This is a genomic window from Labilibacter marinus (assembly GCF_001659685.2).
Classification (GTDB): Bacteria; Bacteroidota; Bacteroidia; order Bacteroidales; family Marinilabiliaceae; genus Saccharicrinis; species Saccharicrinis marinus.
This window is the reverse complement of record NZ_LXYE02000028.1, coordinates 1-24,889: the sequence shown is the minus strand read 5'-3', so window position 1 is coordinate 24,889 and position 24,889 is coordinate 1. Positions and strand designations below refer to the sequence as shown.

At 32.6% G+C, this 24,889-nt stretch carries 22 protein-coding genes; 7 read left to right on the top strand and 15 right to left on the bottom strand.

The genetic code is table 11. The annotated features are described in order from the left end of the window. Nucleotides 1-101: 101 nt before the first annotated feature. Both A8L32_RS12025 and A8L32_RS12020 read left to right on the top strand, forming a co-directional pair. Nucleotides 102-857, top strand: a complete 756-nt coding sequence (locus tag A8L32_RS12025; RefSeq protein ID WP_066630975.1) for a hypothetical protein — start codon at nucleotides 102-104, stop codon at nucleotides 855-857. A 63-nt stretch (nucleotides 858-920) separates the two neighbouring features. Continuing rightward, nucleotides 921-1,103 carry a hypothetical protein gene (locus tag A8L32_RS12020; protein ID WP_066630973.1) on the top strand — a complete coding sequence of 61 codons (183 nt, stop codon included), beginning with the start codon at nucleotides 921-923 and terminating at the stop codon, nucleotides 1,101-1,103. A gap of 1,578 nt (nucleotides 1,104-2,681) precedes the next feature. On the opposite strand, the gene A8L32_RS12010 is transcribed toward A8L32_RS12020, so the two are convergent. From A8L32_RS12010 to A8L32_RS11975, 8 genes are read right to left on the bottom strand one after another with little or no spacing between them, the layout of a single operon-like run. Beyond that, nucleotides 2,682-3,800: a BamA/TamA family outer membrane protein gene (locus A8L32_RS12010; protein ID WP_066630970.1), complete on the bottom strand. Its 1,119-nt coding sequence runs from the start codon at nucleotides 3,798-3,800 to the stop codon at nucleotides 2,682-2,684. Then, a complete protein-coding gene (locus tag A8L32_RS12005; RefSeq protein ID WP_066630967.1) occupies nucleotides 3,800-4,456 on the bottom strand; it encodes a hypothetical protein in 657 nt (218 codons plus the stop codon). Before A8L32_RS12005 ends, A8L32_RS12010 begins: the two co-directional genes overlap by 1 nt. Beyond that, complete coding sequence (locus A8L32_RS12000; RefSeq protein WP_075590599.1) at nucleotides 4,446-5,504, bottom strand: adenylate/guanylate cyclase domain-containing protein; 1,059 nt, start codon at nucleotides 5,502-5,504, stop codon at nucleotides 4,446-4,448. Before A8L32_RS12000 ends, A8L32_RS12005 begins: the two co-directional genes overlap by 11 nt. Before the next feature lie 7 nt (nucleotides 5,505-5,511). Next, complete coding sequence (locus tag A8L32_RS11995; RefSeq protein WP_066630958.1) at nucleotides 5,512-6,195, bottom strand: ion channel; 684 nt, start codon at nucleotides 6,193-6,195, stop codon at nucleotides 5,512-5,514. A 9-nt stretch (nucleotides 6,196-6,204) separates the two neighbouring features. Then, nucleotides 6,205-9,306, bottom strand: coding sequence for an efflux RND transporter permease subunit (locus A8L32_RS11990; protein WP_066630949.1), 3,102 nt, complete (start codon nucleotides 9,304-9,306; stop codon nucleotides 6,205-6,207). Between the two features lie 20 nt (nucleotides 9,307-9,326). Then, nucleotides 9,327-10,418: an efflux RND transporter periplasmic adaptor subunit gene (locus tag A8L32_RS11985; protein WP_066630947.1), complete on the bottom strand. Its 1,092-nt coding sequence runs from the start codon at nucleotides 10,416-10,418 to the stop codon at nucleotides 9,327-9,329. A gap of 12 nt (nucleotides 10,419-10,430) precedes the next feature. Further along, complete coding sequence (locus tag A8L32_RS11980) at nucleotides 10,431-12,767, bottom strand: TolC family protein (RefSeq protein ID WP_066630941.1); 2,337 nt, start codon at nucleotides 12,765-12,767, stop codon at nucleotides 10,431-10,433. A 6-nt stretch (nucleotides 12,768-12,773) separates the two neighbouring features. After that, the gene (locus A8L32_RS11975; protein WP_066630939.1) at nucleotides 12,774-13,217 is read right to left on the bottom strand and encodes a hypothetical protein; all 444 of its coding nucleotides are present in this window, start codon (nucleotides 13,215-13,217) and stop codon (nucleotides 12,774-12,776) included. A gap of 127 nt (nucleotides 13,218-13,344) precedes the next feature. Here A8L32_RS11975 and A8L32_RS11970 point away from each other — a divergent pair, with 127 nt between their 5' ends. After that, nucleotides 13,345-14,778 (top strand): hypothetical protein, encoded by a 1,434-nt coding sequence (locus tag A8L32_RS11970; RefSeq protein WP_066630938.1) that lies wholly within the window; start codon nucleotides 13,345-13,347, stop codon nucleotides 14,776-14,778. A 42-nt stretch (nucleotides 14,779-14,820) separates the two neighbouring features. Here A8L32_RS11970 and A8L32_RS11965 read toward each other — a convergent pair whose 3' ends face one another. Next, nucleotides 14,821-15,588: a NigD1/NigD2 family lipoprotein gene (locus A8L32_RS11965; protein WP_066630936.1), complete on the bottom strand. Its 768-nt coding sequence runs from the start codon at nucleotides 15,586-15,588 to the stop codon at nucleotides 14,821-14,823. Between the two features lie 441 nt (nucleotides 15,589-16,029). Here A8L32_RS11965 and A8L32_RS11960 point away from each other — a divergent pair, with 441 nt between their 5' ends. The 4 genes from A8L32_RS11960 to A8L32_RS11945 all read left to right on the top strand — a co-directional run bounded on the left by A8L32_RS11960 (nucleotide 16,030) and on the right by A8L32_RS11945 (nucleotide 19,635). Then, nucleotides 16,030-16,560 carry an outer membrane beta-barrel protein gene (locus tag A8L32_RS11960; protein ID WP_066630932.1) on the top strand — a complete coding sequence of 177 codons (531 nt, stop codon included), beginning with the start codon at nucleotides 16,030-16,032 and terminating at the stop codon, nucleotides 16,558-16,560. A gap of 158 nt (nucleotides 16,561-16,718) precedes the next feature. Then, on the top strand, nucleotides 16,719-17,768 hold the full coding sequence (locus tag A8L32_RS11955; protein ID WP_066630928.1) for a sensor histidine kinase: 1,050 nt from the start codon (nucleotides 16,719-16,721) through the stop codon (nucleotides 17,766-17,768). Continuing rightward, nucleotides 17,765-18,523 (top strand): LytR/AlgR family response regulator transcription factor, encoded by a 759-nt coding sequence (locus A8L32_RS11950; protein ID WP_066630927.1) that lies wholly within the window; start codon nucleotides 17,765-17,767, stop codon nucleotides 18,521-18,523. The genes A8L32_RS11955 and A8L32_RS11950 overlap by 4 nt, the downstream gene beginning before the upstream one ends. A gap of 221 nt (nucleotides 18,524-18,744) precedes the next feature. Further along, nucleotides 18,745-19,635, top strand: a complete 891-nt coding sequence (locus A8L32_RS11945; RefSeq protein WP_066630925.1) for a DUF2971 domain-containing protein — start codon at nucleotides 18,745-18,747, stop codon at nucleotides 19,633-19,635. Nucleotides 19,636-19,779: 144 nt separating this feature from the next. Here the strand turns inward: A8L32_RS11945 and A8L32_RS11940 are convergent, their stop codons facing one another. From A8L32_RS11940 to A8L32_RS23310, 6 genes are all read right to left on the bottom strand, one after another. Then, nucleotides 19,780-20,394, bottom strand: a complete 615-nt coding sequence (locus A8L32_RS11940) for a hypothetical protein (protein ID WP_066630924.1) — start codon at nucleotides 20,392-20,394, stop codon at nucleotides 19,780-19,782. 96 nt (nucleotides 20,395-20,490) lie between these two features. Then, on the bottom strand, nucleotides 20,491-20,748 hold the full coding sequence (locus A8L32_RS11935) for a hypothetical protein (RefSeq protein WP_066630922.1): 258 nt from the start codon (nucleotides 20,746-20,748) through the stop codon (nucleotides 20,491-20,493). Nucleotides 20,749-20,769: 21 nt separating this feature from the next. Next, the gene (locus tag A8L32_RS11930; RefSeq protein ID WP_066630919.1) at nucleotides 20,770-21,027 is read right to left on the bottom strand and encodes a hypothetical protein; all 258 of its coding nucleotides are present in this window, start codon (nucleotides 21,025-21,027) and stop codon (nucleotides 20,770-20,772) included. 450 nt (nucleotides 21,028-21,477) lie between these two features. After that, nucleotides 21,478-21,726, bottom strand: coding sequence for a hypothetical protein (locus A8L32_RS11925; protein WP_075590598.1), 249 nt, complete (start codon nucleotides 21,724-21,726; stop codon nucleotides 21,478-21,480). Nucleotides 21,727-22,017: 291 nt separating this feature from the next. Continuing rightward, nucleotides 22,018-23,853 (bottom strand): hypothetical protein, encoded by a 1,836-nt coding sequence (locus tag A8L32_RS11920; protein ID WP_066630915.1) that lies wholly within the window; start codon nucleotides 23,851-23,853, stop codon nucleotides 22,018-22,020. A 39-nt stretch (nucleotides 23,854-23,892) separates the two neighbouring features. Then, on the bottom strand, nucleotides 23,893-24,825 hold the full coding sequence (locus tag A8L32_RS23310) for a TonB family protein (protein ID WP_083631302.1): 933 nt from the start codon (nucleotides 24,823-24,825) through the stop codon (nucleotides 23,893-23,895). Nucleotides 24,826-24,889 lie beyond the last annotated feature (64 nt).

Genomic DNA, 24,889 nt, shown 5'->3' with positions numbered 1-24,889 from the left:
TTTTGTATCAAAGAATCCAATATAGGACACATGGGACACCTTCATTTGTTTTTCCATTATTCAAGTGGTTACCTTGCTATTGTTCATTAAAAATGTGTGTTATGGCAAGGCAAAAAGGAATTATTAAGTTAGAAGGTCGCATTGGCGATTTATCCTTTTACAAGAGTGGAGGTGAATACCTGGCACGAGCAAAAGGTGGTGTTGATGGTGACCGAATTAAAAATGATCCGGCATTCGCGAGGACCCGGGAGAATGGTGCTGAATTTGGAGCAGCAGGAAAAGCGAGTAAGCTTTTAAGAGGTGTTTTTAAGGCCCCAATTTCACAGTCGGCAGATAAGAAGGTGGCTAGTCGATTGACTACTGCGATGTTGAAAGTCGTGCAGGCGGATACCACTAATGGTAGAGGTGAAAGAAATGTGATTGATGGAGATTTGAATTTGCTTCAGGGATTTGAGTTTAATGGGGAAACTGGTTTGGATGAGGTTATTAAAGCTACTTACACAGTTTCTTTTGATAGAGCTACTGGTCAGGCACAGGTTTCTGTAGAATTTTTAGATCCTAGTATGGAATTAGAACAAGTAGAAGGTGCTACCCAAGCTCGTTTAACAGTAGGTATTGCTGCAGTTGATTTTAGCAATTCAGAATTTGAAGTAGATGTTGTTCAGTCTGCATCTATTGATATTGCTTCGAAAGTTGCTTCTACAATTGATACCAGTGCATCTATTTCAGCCAATAGTAACCAGCCTGTGTTTGTGGTATTGGGTATAGAGTACTATCAAACTGTAAATGGTGAGCTTTATATCATCAACAATAAAGATAGCAGATCATTGGCTATGGTAGCTGTTGATATGCCTTAATATTAGTCATTGGTCAATAGTTTACTAGTCAATAATGATTGGTTTTATTTAAAGGATTAGATAATGGAACAGGTTCAACAAGATGGAAAAGCGGGTTTTTTAGGAGGGTGTCTGGTTAGCTTATTTAAAAGCGTGGCTCTAGAAAACATCATGGAAACCATAGTTTATGCCATTATTGGAACTGTAGTTAGTTTTGTCGTTTCAATGCTATTAAGGAATTTGGTTGGTTTATTTAAAAAGAAGTAGGTTGGTTCCCTATGGGTTGGTTGTTGTTAGAGGTCTCTGAGAAATCAGGGGCCTTTTTTAATGGGCGAATATTTCTTTCGAAGACAATGGATAAGGAGCTTACTAACGGGCGTAAACAACCCTTTATTTCAGAAAGAATAAAAATAGTCAAGGCTTTGGATGCAAGAAATTTAATTTCATCCAAACTATGCAAGGCCTTTACTTTTTATTCTTTCAAATTAACTTTTGAAAGCCCATTAGTATTCCCTGGAATAGTTTTACACAGGAAGCAAAAGTTTGGTAAAGGTGCCTACAGCTAGCGTCAGGGCGAAGGAGCAAGCAGACATTTGAAAAATGGCGTATTGCACCGAAGCGAAGGGAACGTAGTGCGAGCCGCCTGCGAGTTGAGCCAGCTGTGGCAGACTGAGAGGATGAGGTACGAATACAGAGGGATGGCATATGTTGGGGGCGGTCAATGAAATGAAAAGCGTATCGGGTAATACAAATGTGATATTGTTGTGTAAGGATATCGTTAATAAAGGGCTATTACCCAACACAAGCTTGGCGGATTTTTTGCGCGGGATGGCAAGAGAAAGTAAAATGGATGAAGGGAGAGTATCCTAATACGAGCTTATTAAAACTACCATTAGGATGCTCGGGAGTGAATGCATTTTGCTTTTGTGGGTTACTGAAAATACCGGTTGATGAGAAAACAGTTATCATTAAAAACGCCAATAAGCGCATAGGAAGGGCTATTATTAGGTATAAACTAACTCATGTATAATTAGGTTAGAAACGCGAGAGGACTCGCGCACCAGCAAAGAGCGAAAGACTTGTGCGCCAGCGAAGGGATCCCCCGTAACAGCATATAAAATAAGAGGTGTTTGCAGGTATATGGCCATTGCGAAAAGTGTGACAAGCGCAGCAGCTGGCGAGCGCAGGCGAGCCTAATATGGGCAGCGGTTGGATTTTTAAGTATTGAAGTGCATACGAAAGGCTTAAAAATACAAGAGAGCTGCCGTGAGGAAGAGGGCGGAACGCAAAAAGCATGACAACCGGACGAAGGAAGGTTTAGCTGCACCTGGTGCACCCGGAAATAGAAAAGACGATTGAGCCCGGAGTTTACGGAGGTGTTCAAGCGGATTTCTAATGACGGGCTTTACTGCTTTTGTTTTTAGCTTTTTAAAATGAAGTAAAACAAATGCAGTAAAGGCTTGGCGTGATTTTTTGCTGACAACTGATGACGAACACCGATTTACCTTTTTTTATTATCGAAACGCCATGATATTGGTTTTGTAATCAAAGGAGTGAATAAAATACTATAGAATAATATCTATCCTACTTTGTCTGCTAAATTCATTTGCATGGCGTTTGTGAGATTGTTTAAATATATCATATGCTATTTCGCTATTGACCGTGTATCTTCATTTAATGTAACTAATTTAGTGTAATAACTCCTAATAAACTTTTTTGAAGACTAATAGTCATCTATATCTGCATTCCTTCAAGTAAGTAGTTTCAATATAAATACAATAATTTGTCATAATCTAAAAAGAGAAGCACTCACATGCAGATAAAAGTAAACCATTGTTCTTCTTTTTAAAAGGCTTCATTTACACCAAAATAAATACCTCCTTGTCCATCCTTATTCATTCCTATATCTAACCTTAATAAGGTACGCTTATTTTTATACAGGAAGTATCGAGGGCCTGCTCCAAAACTCGTTTTATAATCATCAAATAAACCATAACCGGATTCGTTATGGCCAACATTACCCGTTAATGCAAATGCAGCCACTTCCCATCTTCGTCCTATTGGTAATCGATATTCCATTTGTACCACATATAAATGATCATCTATATATCTCCCTTTAAAATATCCGCGAGCGACATCAGCACCTCCGTAATAAGCTTTTGCTTGGAAAGGAGAATTACCAAAAGTGAGACGTGAATATACTTGTAGAGCCAATATGTTGTTATTACCTAGGTTAAGATACTTTCTTAGATCAATATGATAAGTATTAAAACTATGAGAGCTACCCAATGTCTTACTGGTAAAATTGGTATTAAACTGATAAAAACCACCTTTTAATGGAGAGAACTTGTTGTCTCTACTGTCTAAATTTAATACGATACCAACGCCAACTAATGTAGCCCCTTTCGCTCCTTCAATTTGACCAGAATCAAGAATTCCACCTTCTTGTATTTCGGTAACATTGAAATCAGAGAAGTTAAATGCAAAACCGAAATTAACATTACTAGGTAAGCTTTTTACAAATGTTGCAGATAATGATACCTCTGTTTGATTGTAATTTTCCTCTGAGAGGTCAGGCGTAGAGGGGCCAACACCCCAAAATTGATTTGGGAATACTTTATATCTGAATTTTGTATCTAAAAAATAGTTTTCATAGTTGAAATATAATTGAGGCTGCACTTCAATTATTAACTGTTTATTAAGTGTATATATTGCACTAGCTAATATTGTTGAGTTAAGTACTTGGGAATTACTTCTTCGCGTTTTAAAAAACATTTGACCTCCACCTCCAAAAGCGAAATTTGTTTCGGGACTATAAAAAGCAATCGGCACTAATAAAGTACTAACATTTTTAAAGCCTAAGGTATCAGTTTCAATAGCTCTATTTTTTATATCGCTTTTTTGACCATAACACAATAGAGAATAGGTGCATATCAGCGTCAGTGTGAGATATCGTATAATCATTAGAAAAAGAATTGATCTAGATATATTTGAAAATTAAAGTTGAATTGCAATTCAGATACATTATACGTATCTGAATTTTTAGTAAGAAGCGCTAGGTTTGTTCGATCAAGGAAAATCTTGGAAGCGGTATATGAAAGTGACATTCCAAATCCAACATTTTTACTAATGATATAGGTAAACCCTAGTCCTGGAATTATTCCATAACCTTTCCCATAAACATCCTCATTTGAAATAATAGCACCCTGATGATCTTGAATAATATTTGCATTATATATTGAAGTGTAATGTGGTGTAATTTCAGCATACAGAGATGAATTTCCATTTTTAGCAAAGTATAATCGACTCCATAAGCCAATAAGAAAATCTTCAGAATCTAATTTAATATTAGACCTCTCGAAGTCAGTCCTGGATAAGGAAAAATTAATTCCTAATGTCCAATTATCCTTTAAAAACACTCCACTTTTGGTACCAATTCTATACCCAGTCGTTTTTATTGACTCCCTAGAGCTAACATCTGCATATTGATTAGATATGTTACCATATAAACTTGATAGAACTCGCCCTTTTGCGAATACCATTGAATCATGCTCCTGCGCTTCAGAAGTATAAGTAAACACCAAGACAAAAAAGATACTAACGATATATTTATTCATCATTTAAATTTATTTTATTAACCTTTAAATCAATAGCAAAAATCTTTACAGGCTCATTTTTACCTCTCAATAAAAAACTACCTTTTTCATCGATAATGTATTCTGGACCCAGAATAAGTATTCTTCGCATATCTTCAGAGATAAGTAGATTTGACCTATGATGGTTACATTCTCCCTGGATTCTAGCTGCTGTATTTACAGTATCACCTAAATATGCTATTTCACGTTTTGTCTTCCCAATTTCGGTTACTGTAACATCTCCAAGATGTATACCTGCTTTAAACGAAGGAACTGCTCCGTATTTACTTTTAAAATACGCTGATTTTACTTTTAATATCTTTATAAATGCAAAAAAAGAAATTATACAATTAGCTGCAGCGTTTTTATCCTTTGATGACCAGGATATTATTGCTTCATCACCAACGTATTTATATATTTCACCTTTGTACTTGTTAAAAACTGCAAGTTCGTAAAAACAATCCTGTATTAACATACTAAAAGCTAAGTGGCCTAATTTTTCCGCCATCTTTGTTGAATCATGAAGATCTAGAAACATAAATATCCGTTCTTCATCTATAGGCTTGTAATATTTCCCAATAATGATTTTTTTCAACATACCTTTCCCTAAGATAAGGCTCACGCTCAGGGTGGTGGATATGAGTGTATTTACAATTAGGGAGTATAGTGTCCCAAAAACAACAGTGGGTGATTTCATAAAAAGCACAAACTCACTAGGGAACTCGTGTATCTCATATCTCTTTAAAATAGGAAATAGTATGGCTATTATTAAAAGCGCTGTTCCTAACTGGGTTAATATAGCAATACTCAATAATTGATAATATCTTACCTTTTTGGTAATGTAATGCGTTATCAAGTAAAAAAGGATACCATATAGGAATCCTTGAGACAACCAGGTAATTAAAAAAAATATAATTCGTTGTGGATAAAAGTATACATCAGTCTCTATCATTGATATTCTAGTGAGATACCAAACAAAACTGGCTATTAACCATCCTATCAAATAGCTTCTTTGTATATATTTATATTCCATTTAGAAATTAATGGTTATTATTTGAAGAATCGACTTGTTGTTGATTTATGAATTTCCCTACTACAATCGCAGTTATAATAACCATATAAAACTGCCCTATTAAGCCTATCAATATGGTTGCTTTCTGAGCTAATAGAGTAATGGGCAAAATATCTCCATATCCTATAGTCATAAGCGTTATATAACTAAAATACATAAGTCTCTCCGTTAAGGTATTAGCAGTTTCATTTACTATACTTATACCCGAAAATGAGGAAGGATACAATATTTCTATACTTATACATATAAAGAAACCAATAAAACCTAAAGAAATAAAGCCACTTATGAGTCCTACTATAACATTTTTATTAACCAATTTTGCCCACCATATTTGCCTAATCATATAAAAGGTTGCTACACTGTGAAACAAAAAAAGCACTATGATTTTCAGGTAGTTGTAAACTGTATATTCTTCATTAAAACTAGCTATAGCAAATACTCCCCCAACGATTACAAGAACAAATACAATGATCTTTATATTGCCTCGTTTAGGGTTACCTATAAATATACTCCCAGCCAAAATATTTAGATAGAATAAAGCTGGGGATACTATAGTGAATATATTTGTAGTAACAACTAGAGAACCAAAAAGTATAGCAATTTGGCTCACCAGAAATATCTCAAATCTATATTTATATAAAATGTTTAACATCAACAATAATTACTCTGGTTTGTATACATACTCTTTAAAATCTATTTTATAAAGTACACTGTAAAAAGATGGGATAAAAAGTAACGTAACGATAGTGCCAAACAAGAGACCAACCATAATAGTAATCGCCATTGGTTCCCATATTGCACCTCCTCCAAGATATAATGGAACCAGTCCAAGTACTGTTGTAAAGGTAGCTAGCACGATAGGTCTAAACCTCTGCAAACAAGCAGTAACAATGGCATCCTGAGGACTCCGATTAATTTCATTCTCTTCTATTTCAATTCTATCCACGAGCACAATTGCATTATTTATTACAATACCTGCCAAAGAGATAATGCCAAGAAAGGCCATAAACCCGAAAGGTACATTAAAAACTAAAAGACCTAGAACCATACCGATTACACCCATTGGGATGGTCAATACAATCATGGTCATTTTTCTAAATGAATTAAACTGAACAATAAGAAGCATCACAATAATAAATGCTGATAAAGGAAGGTATTTGGCTACAGCCCCCATGTTTTCCGCACTACTAGCTGCATCACCACCTAATTGATAAGAATAATCTTCACCCCAAGAATGTTTCTGTTCCTCAAGCCACGGTGTAAGTATTGTTGTTATTTCATTGGCGTTACCATCTTCAGTTAGCTCACTTTGAACATTAATTGTTTTGGTAATATTAAGACGCTTTATTTTAGAATATTGCCATTTAGGTATAATTTTAGCTACTTGTGTAAGAGGAACACTCTTACCTGAATTCTGACCATACACATTAATGGTTTCTAAGGATGCTAAAGATTGTTCACTACTATTAGCTCCTAATAATATAATTGGAATTGACTGATCATCTTCACGATATTCTCCTGCATTGAAACCGTCTAGAACTGTTTGTAAAGAAGTTGCAATATCCTGATTAGTTACACCAGCCAATTGTGCTTTACGTTGATTAATTTCAATAACAAACTTCTTTCCTTTCGGTCCCCAATCATCCTTAATATTTTTAGTTCCATTAAGGGTAAATAGTTTTTCTTTGATTGATGCTGAAATACTGGCTAGTTTGTCAGGATCTGATCCAGAAACCTTAATCTCTATCGGAGTACCACCTCCACCTGATCCCAAAAGACCTATTTTAATATCTGCATTAGGAAAATTATTATAACAATAATGATCAAGTGTATTAATTAAAGCTGAATTAACAAGAAAGTGTGATGTGTTTACCAAAATATGGGCGTAATTAGAATTAGCCTCGTCTGCATTGTATCCTAAATCATATGCTGAGGGTCCCTTACCAATATAACTAGACCAGTCAGTTATACCATCTACAATTTTATCATTAACCAATAAGCTGTCCTGTATGAATTTCTCTATTGCTAAAACAGTACTTGTAGTACGTTCTATTTTGGTTCCTTGTGGTAGATTAATGTCAATGGTAATCATGTTCCGATCACTATCTGGAAAAAATAATACTTTTAGAAAAGTAAAACCGAATAAGGACAAAAAGAACAAACCTAGTATACCATACAATACTGTTTTTCTCCAAGATAAGGACCATAGTATTAAAGTTTGGTATTGGTTCTTCATACCATCAATCATTCGATCTAAAAAACTTTTCTTTTTAAGAGCATTTTTATTAACCTTCAAAAAGAAAACACAAAGTAATGTGATAACACTAAGAGATATAACCCATGATGAAAGGAGTGCAATTGTTATAACTACAAAAATAGGCCCCATAATATCACCCATTACAGATTCTGCCATGTAAAAAGCCAAAAATGCAGCAGATGTTGTTAATGTTGAGATAAGTAAAGGCTTGACAAGCTCAGATGCTGATTCGATAGCTGCTTGCTTTACTTCAATTCCCTCTTCCATTTTAACTATGATAGACTCCGCCACAACAATAGCATTATCCACCATCATTCCTAATGCCATAATCAAAGCAGCAAGACTAATTTGATTAAGCCCCAGGTCAATTAACCCCATTATCATTAAAGTAGTAATGGTGACTATTGGAATTAAACTAGCGATTACCATTCCTGTTCTGAAACCAAGGAAAATAAGCATTACAGCTAACACAATTCCGATAGCCTGCATCAGGTTATTCATAAAGTCACCAATCTTGACATCGATATATTTATCAATAGAAGCTAACCTTAGTACAGTTAGGCCAACAGGGAGTCTTTTATTATATTTTTCTAATACTAAATCAATTTCTTCACCAAGCTTAATAATATTTCGCCCTTCCTTTAAAGAAACATGTAATGATAGCCCTTCTTGACCATTAATACGTACAATCTGTTGGGGAGGGTAAATATATCCGTGTTCTATATTCGTAATATCTCCTAATGCTACGACTGAATTACCTTTGCCTACAGGAATAAGCATGCTTTTAATATCAGAAATTGAATTAAAATTACCTGTTGGTTCTAGAATAATACGTTCATCTTCGATACTTATTTCTCCACCTGAGTTTAATATATTAGTACTACTAATAATTGCTTGTAGACTGTTTGAGGTTAATCCATATTTTTTGAGTTTAGCATTATCAAACTTAATAAAAATTCTTTCTTCCTGTGCGCCATTAATTTCAACTTTGGCAGCATCATTTAGTTTAATTAAGTCATTTCTCAGCTTATCAGCTTCTTCTTTTATTTCCTTATAGGAATAACCATCACTCGTAATACCTACTGCAATACCAAAAACCTCTCCAACTCCATCGTCTCGCAGTTGAGGATATACATTTTTTGGGAGACCTTGTATTGCATCTATTTTTCGTCTTAAACGATCCCAAACAGGCTGTAAATTTTCTGGCTTAACTTCCATTCTAAGCTCAACATTTACCACAGACAGCCCTGTTCTAGATGTACTGGTCACCTCTTTTAATTCAGGTAACTCCTGAGCTATTTTTTCAATTTTATCAGTGACTAACTCTTCCACTCTTTCTGGGCTTGCACCAGGGAATGAAGAAACTATAGTTGCAACACGAACAGTGTAGGGTGGCATACTATCCCGTGATAATGATTTATAAAAAATCATTCCCATTACCATCACAACCAAAAGAATGCTTAGCACTACACGATTTCTATCAATAGAGAATTTAGCAAAATTCATAATATTAGCTTTAACGGAGATTATTGTAATTTTACTTTTTGTTTATCTAATAAGGTTTGTAGTCCTGCAGTGGCTATTTTTTGTCCTTCAGTAAGCCCACTTTTAACGACAAAACCTTCATTAGTTAGTTCTCCCAGTGAAATAGTTTGCTTTTTTATAACTCCAATATTATCATTTGTAGCTTCAATAAGCATCACAAAATTACCATCACTATCTTCTCCAACAGCTTTAACAGGAACGACTAATTGGTTAGACTCTTGGTTTGAATTTGAACCAAAAGTAAAAATGACATTGGCTACCATACCAGGCTTAATAACATTAGCTGGTTTGGGGATATCTATTTTCACCGGAAAAGTTGAAGTGTTAGGATCTACAATAGGTGATATTTCAATAATATTTCCTTCGAAATCTTGATCTTCTATAGATGAAAATATCACTTTTGTAGTCATCCCAATGTTAATTTTATTAATAGCATTTTCAGGTACCCCTACTGATACATGAACATCATCTCCTGCATTTAAAACAGCAACGACTTGCCCAGAGCCAACGGTTTCATTAATGCTAATATCAACTGAAGCTAATACTCCATTTTTGGGAGCATATATATAACCGTAATTTATTTGTGATTGATCGATATCTTTCTTTCGTTTAGCTGACTCAAATTTATCAAGGGCACTCTGAAATGAGTTCTTTGCTGTTTCGTAATCACTTAAGGAATGGCTTCCTTTTTCATATAAGGCTTTACTTCTTTCTAAACTTGATTTGGCCGTATTCATTGCTGACTGAGCACTTTTAAGTGCCGATACTGACTGTTCGTAGGCCAATTTTGCTTGAACATTATCAAGGCTCATTAATAGGTCTCCTTTTCTAACTTTCTGACCAACTTTAGCTTTAAGTACAGATACAATTCCGCTACTTCTAAAGCTAAGTTCTATCTCATTACTTGCTGATGCTACACCACTGTAATTACGTACTTTTTGGGCATTTAATTTACTTACGATTTCATATCGTACAGGTTTAATAATTTCTTCTTTCTTCTCTTCTTTGCTTTTACAAGCACCAAAAATAAATAAGAATAATAGGCTTAATAGGAAATGATTTAAATATTTCATAGTTGTTATTTTTTAATTTTTACTTAAAATGAATTGCTTAGCGCGCAACATAAAATCTTCATTTTCGGAAGGAGTATTTAAGTCGAAGAAATTACCGATCATTCTTTGTAGTTGCATTAATACTATTTTGTAATTATATTCAGCTGTAGAGTTTGCTAAACGAGCCTTGAAAAAATTATTTTGTGCATCTATTAATTGAATTACAGGAATTACTCCATTCTGATATTCGTTTTGAGATAGCTCCAAACTTTCTTTTGAAAATTCAAGGTCAACTTTTGAAATCTCAATATTTGTAATCTCATTGATTAGATCTAACACTATATCATTTATACTTTTCTCAATGCTTAATTCAAAATCTTGTTTTTTTATTTTTAATTGATCATTCTGTATCTGAGTAGTTTGTCGATTAATATTTCGAGTATTTTGCTGAAACAATGGCAAAGATAAACTTAGGCCAACATTATAATACCCATCCGGTAGAATTGGGTAACCAACAGGAATATCTGTACCAACTCCAGATTTAGATAATGTGTGATTATATTGTCCTTGAAGGGCCAGAGTCGGAATAAAACGACCTTTGTCGTTTAAACGATATTGCCTCTTTATAGCTTCTAAATTATAATCAATACCCTTAAGTTCTGGTGCATTACGTTTTGCTTCTTCTACAAAAAAATGAGTTAATATTCTTTGTTGTTTAGGATCATCTAATGCTTCAAGGAAATAACTATATGCTTTTTGATCATCGAGACCACTCTTTATAATTGAGTCTCTAACATCAATAGGATCCGAAATAGGCTTATTTAATAATTGATTAATTTGGTAGAACGCTTGATTCAGAGAGTTTCTAGCTTCAATCATACTTTGGGTATTCTGAGTTAGTTGACTTTGAAATCTTAAAACATCTGACTTTCCTGAAGCCCCTAACTCTAGATTCTGGTTAGCTATATCCAAATTCTGCTTTGTCAGGAGCAGATTCATATTTTGAATACTCAGATTTGTTTTCAACACTAAAGCATTGTAGTAGGCTACGGCTGCATTGAGTATCGCATCTAATTCACTCGAGTTGTAGCTTTGTTTTTGTGCTGCTAAAATATTTTTTTGAATAGATATATTAGCTGAAGCCTGTTCTGAATATATCACTTGAGACAAATTAACATTGCCAGAAGTAGAAAATTCAGGACTTTGGCCATTTGAAACCTCAGCCAAATTTGGATCAACATACGCTGCTGATGCACTAGCACCTAAATCAGGTAAGTATTGGCTCTTTGAAATTTTAACATCTTGTTTGCTAAGTTCCACATTCTGCCTTTCCACCTCAAGACTCAAATTTGATTTAATGACACCATTCATTATATCTAACATAGAATAGCCATTATCAATATCGGTTGTTTTTTTCCCCTCTATAAGATTTACTTTAGCTAACATACTATTCTTAATAGGAAAATTTATTTGGCTAGCAGTAGCTAAATTAATAGACAATTGTTTATTGTAGTTTATGTGCAATGGTAGGTCAGCCGCATTTGTTCCATTGTTTATGGCTTCAACATTTAGTGCTATTCGTCTAAATATTTGGTCATAATTAATTGCAGGTTGATTGCTTGCTAAAACACCTCTTTCTACGTCTTTTATTCCATATCCAGAAAGAGAAGGCAATTTTTTCTTGTTAATTAAATTAATAATTAGATCTTGAGATTCTTGAGGTATCCTGTCGTAAGATGCGAGGTACACAGCATCTATGTCATTCAATAAAGATTCGATATTGCTATGTTCATTTATACCTAATAATTTGTATTCTTGGGTTTTATTAGAGAAGTGTTTATTAAACAGTTCTTCAATAGGTAACAATTCTAGTAGATAGTCATCTATTAATACACCTATTTTTTTGTAGTCGGATATAGACTGAAAAGCATCCATGTCATTTTTATATGAAAATGGTGTAATCAGATAGGTTAGATTATTAGTTCCAGAGGATAATTTATCGCTTGGAATATCAACAAAATCATTATTGACAGCACCTACCACGATTGTTGGTTTACGATACTCTCCTAGACGATGTAACATGATTGTATTAACAACTCCAAAAGCAATAATTACATCAGTTTGCTTTTCTAGCAAGATATCGTAGTTTTCTTTTGCTACCGTAAGATCATAGTTATTAAATAGTACTTCATTAAAATACACATTCGTACTAGTACCTAAAACAGATGTAATTTCGTTCTTTAATTGTTGCAAGAATAATTCAGATTTAGAACTATTCTTTTCATCTAGAATTCCAACACTTAAAGTTTTTTGGGCAATACTATAACTAAAAGTATTTGCCAAAAGAAATAGGGTAATAAACTTTTTCATAAATTATTAGTTAAAATATTTATTCATTTTTTCTTCAATCAATGAAATAACTTCATCATTAAAAGTCAGTGAGTTTTTTATGAACATGTTTAGTTCTTGATTTTCATCACTTCTTAATTGAAGACATTCTTTTAATAGAATATCTTGCTTCTTGTAGTTGGCTAATATTATCTCTAAGAAATCTCTAATCCCTTTAGTGTCAAGATAAAATAATCTCTTGCTTTTTCTCTCTTTAGAGTAAATAAAACCAATACGACTTAAACCAATAAGCAATTTTAATGTTTTACTTACAGCACCCTTACTGCCTTTTGAAAGTAAGACAAGATCTTCAAAACAAAAATATTTTGAATCAGACATGTAAAAAACACCCATAATCTTTCCTGCTAAAGGAGGGAAACCATCTATTTTGTATGCTTCTGCAAAACGTTCTATTATGCTTTCTTTTACCATAATCAAATAAGTAACAACAAAAGTACATTTTAGTTTCCTAAACGGGAAACTAAAAATATTATTTGCTTGCGATTTATTTTGATAAGGGTATTTTTGTCATATATATTTTATGAAAAGAATATTGTTTATGAAGATTGTTTTATTGATTTTTTTCTACTTAGGATGCATAGTACACGCTAGGTCACAAGATGCTCATTATTGGACTGAACAATATGGTACAAAATCAATTTTATTGAGCGGTTCAAATATTGGTAGTGTTGAAGATCTGGGAGCAGTCTATTATAATCCAGCCAGATTAAGTTTAAATGAAGATGAAATTTTTCTAATTAGCGGTAAAGTTTATCAATTGTCCTCATACTCTTTTCATAATAAAACAGGAAATGATAGGACTTCTCCCCGCAGTCAGTCTAATTTTGGGGGAGCTCCTAGTTTACTTGCAGGTACATACCGTATAAAAGGTTTAAAGAAACATTCTTTTGCTTATTCATTTATGAGTAGAAGACGAATGGATCTTAACCTGAATGAGAGTGGTTCTACTTATGGAAATTCTTTTCCTTCCATTCCTGGCAATGAATATTTAAGTGGTGATATAGGAATGCAAAAAAAGTTTAATGAAGAGTGGTTAGGTTTATCCTGGGCGTATGCTTTTAATGATCATTTTAGTGTTGGGATATCTAATTTTTTAAGTATCAGGAAACAAAGCGCTAGTGAAATGATACAAATTCAAGCTTATACTGAAGCAGAGAAGCTTGAAAGTTATAGTAATAAGAATAGCTATAACTTTTCTCATATTGGTATTTTATGGAAGATCGGTTTAGCATGGGAACATAACGCATTTTCTTGGGGTTTAACAATTACAACACCTACCCAATCTTTGCAAGGAATAGGCTCATTTAGTTATTATCAACATTACACAGGTGCGCTGGATGATAAAGCTATTTATGAACGCAATACTCAATCTGATATTGAAGTGCAGTATCAAACACCTTTTGCAATTGCCACAGGAATAGGCTTAAAAACTAAATTTGGCACTTTTCATGCAAGTACTGAATATTATTCTGCAATTAAAAAATATACTTTAATGAAAAGTGATGAATTTACAGGCCAAAGCTCAGGTACTTTATACCAAACATCTTTAATTGATGAACTTAATCCTGTATTAAACTTTGGAATCGGGTACAATTATGTATTTAATAATGCTATTCAAGCTTACCTAAGCTATTCTTCTGATTTTTCAGGATCAGTAACAGATATAAATAATAGTTCTGTTACCATCTCAGAATCATACGCATCAACAATTAGTTCAGATATTAACCATTTAGGCGGAGGGATTGTATTATCTTTTAAGAGAGCAAACTTAACCTTAGGCACAACATTAGCAACTACTAAGTATACTGTAAATCGTCCATTTAGTTTTCCTGAAGAAAATGGGCGAGGCATTTCCAGCTCTGACAACCAAACGGATATACGATGGAACAGATGGCGATTTATTGTAGGGATATCAGTCCCATTTTTACATGATTGGACAAAAAAGATTAAAAGTAAAGTCCTTGATAAGTAACGTTTCTAAAATGCATGGCATGAACTCTATCTATTTTAAATATTATTTCATGTGATTTAACATAGCAATATTACCCGAAGAAGCTTTATCCATGCTGCGAGTAACTTTACCTATTTCCGTTACAGTTTGAGTATCATATTCATAAGTAAGGGATTTATTAAAGGTGTATTCCCCCTTACTAAGGCTTCTAATAAAGATATCTATAGAGTTATTTTTAGCATTTTTTAAACTAGAGATATCAAAAGAAGCAATTCCAACATGCCGATATCTCTTTGCGTCATCATTCATATTATGTCTTAATTCTAGTATGATCTCACCATCGTAAGTTACGGCAGCTTCCGTATTAAAGACTAAATTCAGAAAGTGAAGTTTTGAGCCTCCTTCATATTCAAATCTAACATTCATATAATCATCAGTTAACCATGCATCAAGAATATTAATCGGATCATTACCAATTGAATCAACGATAAGACTTGATGTTGCTTTGTTGAAAAGAAAAATAGGTTTAGTAAGTATCTGTGAGACATCATGAATTGTTGTGTTAAAACCAATATGATCACTGTTCTCATATTCATCCCAAATAGAATAATCTATTAACACGCGCATTCCATCTTCAAATAAAGACTCACTTATTCTTGATTTAATTGGCCAAAGCTTCATTCCTCCATCTGTTATAATAAAAAATGATTCTGCATTCTTAGTTACTGTTCCAACAGACAACCTGCATTCATCAAAAGAGTCATAATTATTTTGGCATGCTGTTAAAAGGAATAACACTATAATTCCGCTTACCGATATTAAATTTTTCATGTTTGTAATGTTTTAATGATTAATGTCTATAACACTATTTTGTAGCCAAAATGATGGGGTAAATAGTTCATTACAAAAGTATAAGTTAGGTGTATCTGTTGCATTTAAAGTATTGTGAGATGGGTTGATTTCACGGTAAGATGGAAATTACTAGCAATAAAATGGAAAGGTAAGTTAATCAAGTAACAAGATGTTTTTTAATAACCTTCATGATTATTTTTCTTATCAATTGGGTATGGTTTAAAACAGCTCCAGATTAAAATATGACGCAAATGTAGATTGTTAATATACAATTGGCATTAATGTTTTTTCCACCAGGCTCACCACGGCTTCCATTTCACTAGTTGTTCTTTCCATTTCACTGTAATAATATAATTTTCAAATACCCTCCAGCATATCTTTGCTCACATATTAATTCAAACTAATTAAGATTTATTCAACATGAAAAAGTTAATATTTATTGCAATTATTACAGTTATGCTATTTGCGACTATTATCAATGCAGCTTCACAAGAAAAAAAATATGGGTTTCGAGCAGGTTATCAAAGGTCAGTCATGATGATGAATTCAGAACAACAAGGGGAATCCAATGGCAGTTATTATTTAGGAGCTTTTCGTGATGCAAAAATGTTTCCATTTATGTATTTTCAATCAGGACTAGAATTTATTCAAATGGGTGCAAAAATTGACAATAGTAAATATACACTTTCTTATATAGGTGTTCCTTTAGGACTAAAGTGCAAGGTTGGCCCAATATATGGATTTGGAGGTGCTATGGTCAACTTTAAAGTTTCGGAAAAAGCTAGTCCTTACGACCAAAAAGCAAAATGGTACGACACTAATGCATACCTTGGAGCAGGCATTAATGTTATTATGTTTTCGCTTGAGGCTAAATACATGTGGGGATTAACGGAGGTCAGCAATGGGCTTCATAACAATGGGTTTCAACTAGGATGTGGAATTCGATTCTAAGCCTATATTTTGTATCGATAACTGCATAAAACAAGTTGATATTTTTATCAAAAAAGATAGGTTAGTAATAACGACCTAAGCTAGATACAACCTGAATGTTTTAAAAACGATATGATTATTACTAACTTGCAAACATCACAATACATAAACATTTAAAAGTGGATAAACTTATTGCTCAAAATATTAAAGAGCGTAGCTTAATTGTTATTTCTTTATTGTTTTCACTATTTATTAATATTAATGTTACTATTGACAGCATAAATACAATCATGCTGCATCAATCCGGCACATCTCTTCAAGAGTTGATATTCCCATGGATATTTAGCATTATAATGGTCTTTCTTCTTTCTTGGTTCGTATTAAGCTTTAATCTTCGTAGAAAGATTAATATTTTACCAAAGGTTTACCACAATAATCCCAATACCATATCTATTATTGGCAATATCTTGATAGCATTTATTGTGTTCTTTTCTTACATTTTTGGATATTATTTATTTGGATTAACTGAAACTATTACAGAAGGCCTAGTTAAAAATGTGTTTGGATGGAGTGTCGTTGGTTCTATTTTAATAATTATTTCAAGAACTATAAAGTACCAAAAACAAAGTGAGCTAGAACGGATTCAGAAAGAGAAATATAAAAGTGAAAAGTTAAAGAGCGAATTAAAGGAAATTAGAGACTTCTTAAACCCCCATTTTCTGTTTAATTCACTCAATACATTGAATGCACTTATCAGAGTGGATCCTATAAAAGCATCTCTTTTCACTTCACACCTCTCAAGACTTTATCGATATATTCTTCAAAGTAAGGAACGAGATTTGGTATCTATTGAAGAGGAATTGTTTTTTATAGATAACTACACCAAACTTATTAATATAAGATTTGAAGATCGCTTTCATGTTGAAATTAATATTCCAGATAAACAAAAGACAGCACTAATACCAGTACTTGCTTTGCAACTCCTAATAGAAAATGCAGTGAAGCACAATGAGATATCAAAAGACAATCCTCTGAAGGTATCCATCTATATTGAAAATGAATTACTTGTTGTTACTCACCCTTTACAGGAAAGGAGAGACGTATCTACAAGCACAGGGAATGGTATATCTGGACTTTCGAAAAGGTGTATTATTCTTATGAAGAGAGATATCACGATTATAAAAAATAAAAACTTTACGGTTAAAGTACCTATTGATTTAAAATTATGAGAGTAGTAATTATTGAAGACGAATGGGGAGCTCAAGAGCAGCTTAAAATAATGCTTGCCGAAATTGTACCTAATATTGAGATAGTCAATGTTATTGATACTGTAAAGAATAGTATTGCCTTTTTTCAAACAAACCCGACAATTGATCTTGTATTTATGGATATTCATCTCGCAGATGGATTGTCCTTTGAGATATTCAATGAAATACACCTTAATCTACCAATAATATTTATAACAGCATATGATCAATATGCCATTAAAGCTTTTAAGGTTAACGGTATTGACTATATTTTAAAACCTCTTATTAAGGGAGAGCTTGAAAGAGCATTAGAAAAATACCAAAATCAAACGGATAAATTGATAACCCAAGACTTATTTGAGTCTTTTTATCATGATATGGTTGAGACTAAGAGAGAATATAAAAACTCTTTCTTATTGGGACATAAAGATAGACTATACCCAGTGTCATCCAATGATATAGCTTCTTTTTATGTGGACCTTGGAGTTGTTAAGTGTTACACATTTGAGCATAATAGGTATGTTATTAATAATACGTTGGATAATCTAGAAAATGAGCTTGATCCAAATTTGTTTTTTAGAGCAAACCGACAATTTATTCTTCATCGCAAATCTATTGAGCATGTAAACTATTACTTTAACAGTAAACTAAAAATAAAAACATGTTGTGATTTTGATATGGATATTGTCATCAGTAAACTTAAAGCTACGGACATAAAAAAATGGTTAGGATACTAATAAGTATATTGTATAACGAGATTCTGTTATTCATATAAATAAGAGGAAATATTTAGTACATCCTCTTATTGTTTGCGTTTTCGGAGACTAAATTTAAGATTATTTCTTCAACTACTCTGCCCTAAAAACAGGAGAGTTGACACTTACTTGTCTTTTTTTGATTGTAGGTGGAGATTAAGTAATTTACACACATATAATATTTTCAAACCTACTAACGATTTATGCAACTAAAAAACGATGATAAATGGTTATTTAAATATACCTCATTTAATATTAATGCACTTAGTATTATAACCAACAATAAGCTATGGTTCGGAGAGCCTGACATACAGAATGATCCTAATGAAGCAGAATTTTTATTTAACCTGAAGTTTAAGGGTGGGAAAACCTACTTTAAGTTTCCTGTATCGAAAGATTTTGAAAAAGAAATTAGAGGATTGAAAGGTATGATTGGTGTATATCCAAATGAAGGGGATTATTTTGGTGTAGACAAAGAACTGGAATACTACTTGAAAGCATACATGAGAAAATATGTGGGCATTTGCTCATTCTCTATAAGATTTGATGATATTTTGATGTGGTCCCATTATGCGGATAGTAATGGAGGAATGTGCATCGTCTTTAATAAAGAAAAGTTAAGTAGATCCTTAATCCAGGTGGAATCTGGAAAGGTTGATTATGTTACAACATTTCCCAAAGGTAACCTAGTTGACTATAGGGATAATGTAGGGTGTGTTAGGTTATCTGATAATTTTTTATTTAAAAAATTTAGAAATTGGAGTAGTGAAGATGAATATCGATTTGTTATTGTACCAAATCAAAATATGCCAACACTTGACGTAAATCTTAAAAGGCTCCGTATGTTCTCTCCTGAGTCTATCGAGGGTATAATTGTTGGGAGCAAAATGTCACATAGTCATTTCGAAACTTTGTGCAATCTTTTATTGTTCAATCCCCAGTATACTAAAGTAAAACTGTTTCAAAGCATTAAGGATATTAATAACAACGTGATGAATGTGCAAATATTGGACAAGGATGGCTTTGGGACAAGGGCTAATATTATTAGGTCAGTTGAAAAAAAAGAAAACAAGGTTAAGTCAAAAAGGAGTTAATATATAAGTTTGAACCTTTATGGTTTTACTGGACATTAACTAAGGTTATTTCTCAATAACTATGTACTAGAAACAGGTGTGTTTTCATAAATTGCGTTTTGTGATACTATTCTAAACCTTAGAATCCGACTAGTAAAAGGGATTTTATATCAATCCGTTTATCATTTCTATTAATGTAGGGGCAATTGCATTTCCAGCAACACCTTCAACTAAATTTCTAATCGTCTTTAATGATTCCGCTATTATTATTTTTTTAGGCTTAGGAGATTTTGATTGCGATTTAATTGTAGCTAATTCAGACTCCAGTTCTTCTGCATCTTCATTCTCTAAATTCAAGTTATTTTTGATTCGCTCTATTTCTAAAATTACCTTTTGTAAATCATCAGATTTTGCTTGTTCAAACAAAATATTTTGATTTGAGTTAGCATTTCCCTGCTGAATGGCTGAGTTATTCATATTCTCAACATGTATCACATTTATTGCTGGGAAATGAATAGTAGGCACATCTGGTGAATTATGTAATTCTTCAATTTCAAGAATGCCTTCATGAGTTATTGAAATTCCACCACCTAAAGTCATTGGCTCAATCAAATATTCTCCTTTTAAATAGTCAACAATATTTGATATATCTTTTCTTTCAATATTTATTTCTTTTCCAAGCTCCCACATATTTACAATCAATGAAGAATCTCCATCAGTAATCTCATAAAGTTTATTTAAAAACTCATACCTTATTATTTTCTTTTCAGATATATTCATAATCAATTAGAGTTATCATATTTGTGGTAGTACCATAAAAGTCAATCTTTTTAATCTACATAGATTTTATTCTGGGTATTATGGAACTAAATTAGATTATGAAAGTTTAAGTACAATTTTACCATTATGAAATATTGTAACCGTTTCAGTTCCAACTAATGGGTAAGAACGAGTTATTATATATTCATTTTTATCATTTTCATTATCTATTGAAAAAGAATACTTTTCATTAGTTATGCTTCCATCTTCATCCTTAAGTTGTTCTCCATTTACAATAAACTTATTTGTAAACGAACCTAATGTTATTCCAATATTTACATTTTCGTCTGTGTAATCTATGTTCTTGGTTTTCATGTTTACATGGGTTTGCTGGCACTATCTTTTATCCAAAATGTTGTTAATCTTGGATAGTATTTCTATCAACTCATTTAGTTCTATTATGCCTTTATAACCTGTAAGTTTTGGAGTACTTCCTATATAAATCTCTAATTCCACTAGTTTCTCGCTTTCTTCATTGTTTGTGACCTTAATTAATGATATTTGTTCTGCACTATCACCTATACTAATTTGATATTTATCCGAAGGAAATATAGCATATAGTTCTTTCTTTACTAATTCATAATTGCTTTTCATATTGTTGGTTTTTATGTGTTTGCTGTTACACTTTTTTTAATTTCGTTATTTAACGAAATCGTTAATTCTTTATTTCTGGTTACGTTCGATCTGCGTTTTGTGCTACTTATTATCAAAGGGTAAACTTTACCCTTTGATTTTTTCAAGGTTCGTTTAAAGAAACTATTTGAAAGGATTATTTGGCTTCTGTTGATTAATTCGTTTTCTCTTCGGCTTACCGATCTCTACTTTTGTATACTTGGTACCAAATATTTCTTTTGTTGTTTCTTTTGTTGTTTCTTTGGTCTGCTCTCTTTGGATAGCCTCCTCTAATGTGATTTGTCTAGGCTCTTCGTACATATCGTATTACTTGGTGTATTAATGTGCGTTTTGTACTACTTATTATCAAAGGGTAACTGTTACCCTTTGGTTATTTTCAATGTGCGTTTGGAGGAACTACTTTTGAATAAACTAATAATTTTTAGTCCAGATTGAATATACTTTCCATACAACTACAGGAAATATAATATGAACAACAAAGTCCGTTATCTCATAATCATACAATTTAAAGGTGTTAATAGGCCATAAAGCATCATAGTATCTTGGTGCATCAAATAATATGTCAAATCCATCATCTAAAAAATTAGCAAACAATATTAAGGAATGAATGGAACACCAAAAGAGGTAAATTAACACTTGTGTTTTAGAGGGTCTGTACATAGCTATTTTTTTTAATTATTAAGTAGGTTATGTATGATACATTTATGCATTTTGGAAGACTGAATTTATTAAAGCAAACCTGAGTTAATAAATTTCCGAACTTTATCACAGCCTTTCCCTACATATTTTATTATGCAATTAAACTACTTTAAAACAAAGTGTTCACTAACTTACCTCAACTCACTATAGCGTTGCTATACTTCGTTTCGGTAAGTTTTTGTTTTACCAGCCTAACGGCTGGCAGCTTGTATTTTAAATGCTCACTACAAGCCTTTAATGGATAATCTAGGTTTAATCAAACCTTTTATATGAATCACCAATTCTCTCGTAAGTTAATTTATTATTACCATCGTATTCTCTTTCGATAATAGGCGAATCCTCAGTGGGTGAGTATTTTTCTTTTCTTAGGTAGCAAATTTCCTTATCTCCTTCATGTTTAAATGAATACCTAATAGAATAAACATTTCCTCCATCTTTGATTTCAGTTTTGTCATGCAGATTTCCTTTACTGGTATATTCATAAACTATGTAATGCTGAAATCCACCTAATAGTTCAATCTTTTCCGTTACACCCTGGGCAAAAGTAGTTGTAAAGACAGAATCATTCCTTATAGTCAGCTCTCTTTCAAGCTCACCGTTTTTAGTAATTTTACTTAAAGTACGCCCCCTATTATTATCATACACATAGCTGTAATTATATTCATCTACCATTTTATTCCCATTTTTATTATAGTCTCTTTTGTATGAAATACAGCGATCCATGTTATCATAGGCGTAGGTTCTGGTTTCTATTATTTGAAAATTAGTCCCAAAGCTTATTTTTGATGACAAACGACCATGAACATCATATTCAGAATGCCAATACTTAGTATTAGAATTGGGGCGTGAGGATGTTCTAATAACTCGTCTCACGTGTGCCTGGTCTTGTTCATCTCTTTTTTTAGTGATGTTGTGATTTAAAATATGACTACAAATAAATCCAACAGAGTCAGTGCGAAATAGATTATGAGAATAAAACTCATTATTAATTACAGGCTTAGTTGCAATTCTTCTATCCATATAGTCTATTTGTGCTGAATCCGGAATACCATCGATATATGTCATCCATTCGGACCAGCTACCATTATCATCTACATATCTAATTGTGTTATTTTTTTGTTCCCTTACCAGTTCATTATTATGGTTAAAACCTAGCGAATTAACATACTGTGCATAATCGAAGGCGTAATAAGGTTCCTTTTTATTAGGATCTACAAGTTTATAGGTGTAGTTTTCTTCTGAGGCGATTTCAAGCTTACCATTCAAATAAGATTCTTCTCTTTTAAAACTAATTTGATGATTGTTATTGTATTTGAACGTATACTTTCTAATCAGTTGATTTTTTTCACTCTTAACCAGTAGCGTATCCGTATTTAAATTTTCATTTAAGTATAACTCATAGAAGGAAGATTGATCATTCTCGGAATACTTAATCGAATAGTGATTATTATTTATTGTAATATCCGTAATATTTCGCTGCCTAATAGATCCTAATTGTTGTTCGTTAGCACTTTTATTATAAAAGGTTACTTCTTTTTTTGTGATATGATCAGAGTTATTATAATCAAATGATACTATTGCATCAACCCAAGATGCTGTAACTATCTTTTTTTTACCTTTTCTTTTCATCGTACGATGAACTTTTTTGATTTCAGATAGTCGGCCTTTCTCATCATAAGAAAAGTATGTAATCGGGTGCTTTAAATACAGTCTCTCATCATAGGATACCAGCTTATTGTTTTGATCAAAATTACAGTTAGAGAGGTAAAATCCATTACTCCAACGAGTATCTCTACCATCGGATTCGTAATAAATACTGTTATCTTTTAATTTTTTAGGTTTAAATGTCAATTCATTTGGAATATCATTATGCAGATATTCTAGCATTAAACATTTATAAGTGAAATTTACAACCTGACCTTGACTATCCCTATTTACAGTATATGAAATAGGCAAATTAGGTCCCAGATCATAAGAGTTATGATCTATTATAAACATGGCGTTTATAGTTTTATCTTCAATTGATAATTGACCACATAGATTACCCAAAAGAAAAGTAGTTATTAAAAGAAGTGTTAGTTTTTTCATTGTGTTTGTTTAAAGTTAATATTCTGTATTTGTATATGTTTACTGCAATACAAAGTTAATAGGTACGGTAAAACTAACATTTACAGCTTTACCTTTTTGAATACCTGGACTCCATTGCGGCATGGCTGCGACAAGTCTTCTGGCTTCTTTTTCTAATAAAGGATGTATGTTTGAAGCTGACCTTACATGCTGGACTAATCCTTTTTCATCGATAATAAAACTAATTTTTGCACTACCAGCAATTTTACTATTTATAGCAGATATTGGGTATTTTACACCGCTTGCAATAAATTTTCGCATAGCATAATCACCTCTAGGAAAACTGGGCATTTCATCTACAATAAGGTATTCTTTTTTCTTAATCAACTTGTCGAAGCTAATAGTACCTTCTTTAGAAACGAAAAAGGAAGTGTCTTTGTACGTTGCCTTAAAGCAATCCTTTTCTTCGTTGAAAGATATGGAGGTAAAATAACGACCTGCTAAAAGGTTCCCTTGTTTATCAATAATGGCTTCTTCGCGATTAGGAATACCGGTATCTGACATTCCGGGTAAAAACTTACACACATCCGCAAACTCTCCTTCAAAATTATAAGCCATCTCAAACTGAGGCTCAATAATAAACTCTCCTTGTTTATTTATATATCCGTATTTACCATTAACTGCAGCGTAAGTTATGCCCTTTTTAAAGGAGCCTGCATCCGTAAATTTAAAAGGAATAACAAGTTTCCCTGTTTTGTCGATAAAGCCAAATTTTAAATCTTTTTCTACGAGCGCTAAGCCTTCACTAAAGGGTTCGGCATAATTAAAGGGTTCAATTGACTTGTTTACTTTTCTTTTTTCGGTTAATAAGTGATAATATCCTTTTTTGTATTTGAAATCAACTTTTTGAGCAGATAGTTGAGTAATAAAACCTAGGGTAAGTATCAGAATTAGGCTTATACGAAATAGTTTAAAATGAATGTTACTAGGCATAGTTAAATGTTGTTCAGTAATAAGTAGGCATAAATATAAACATTATGAATAATACTGAGTAAAG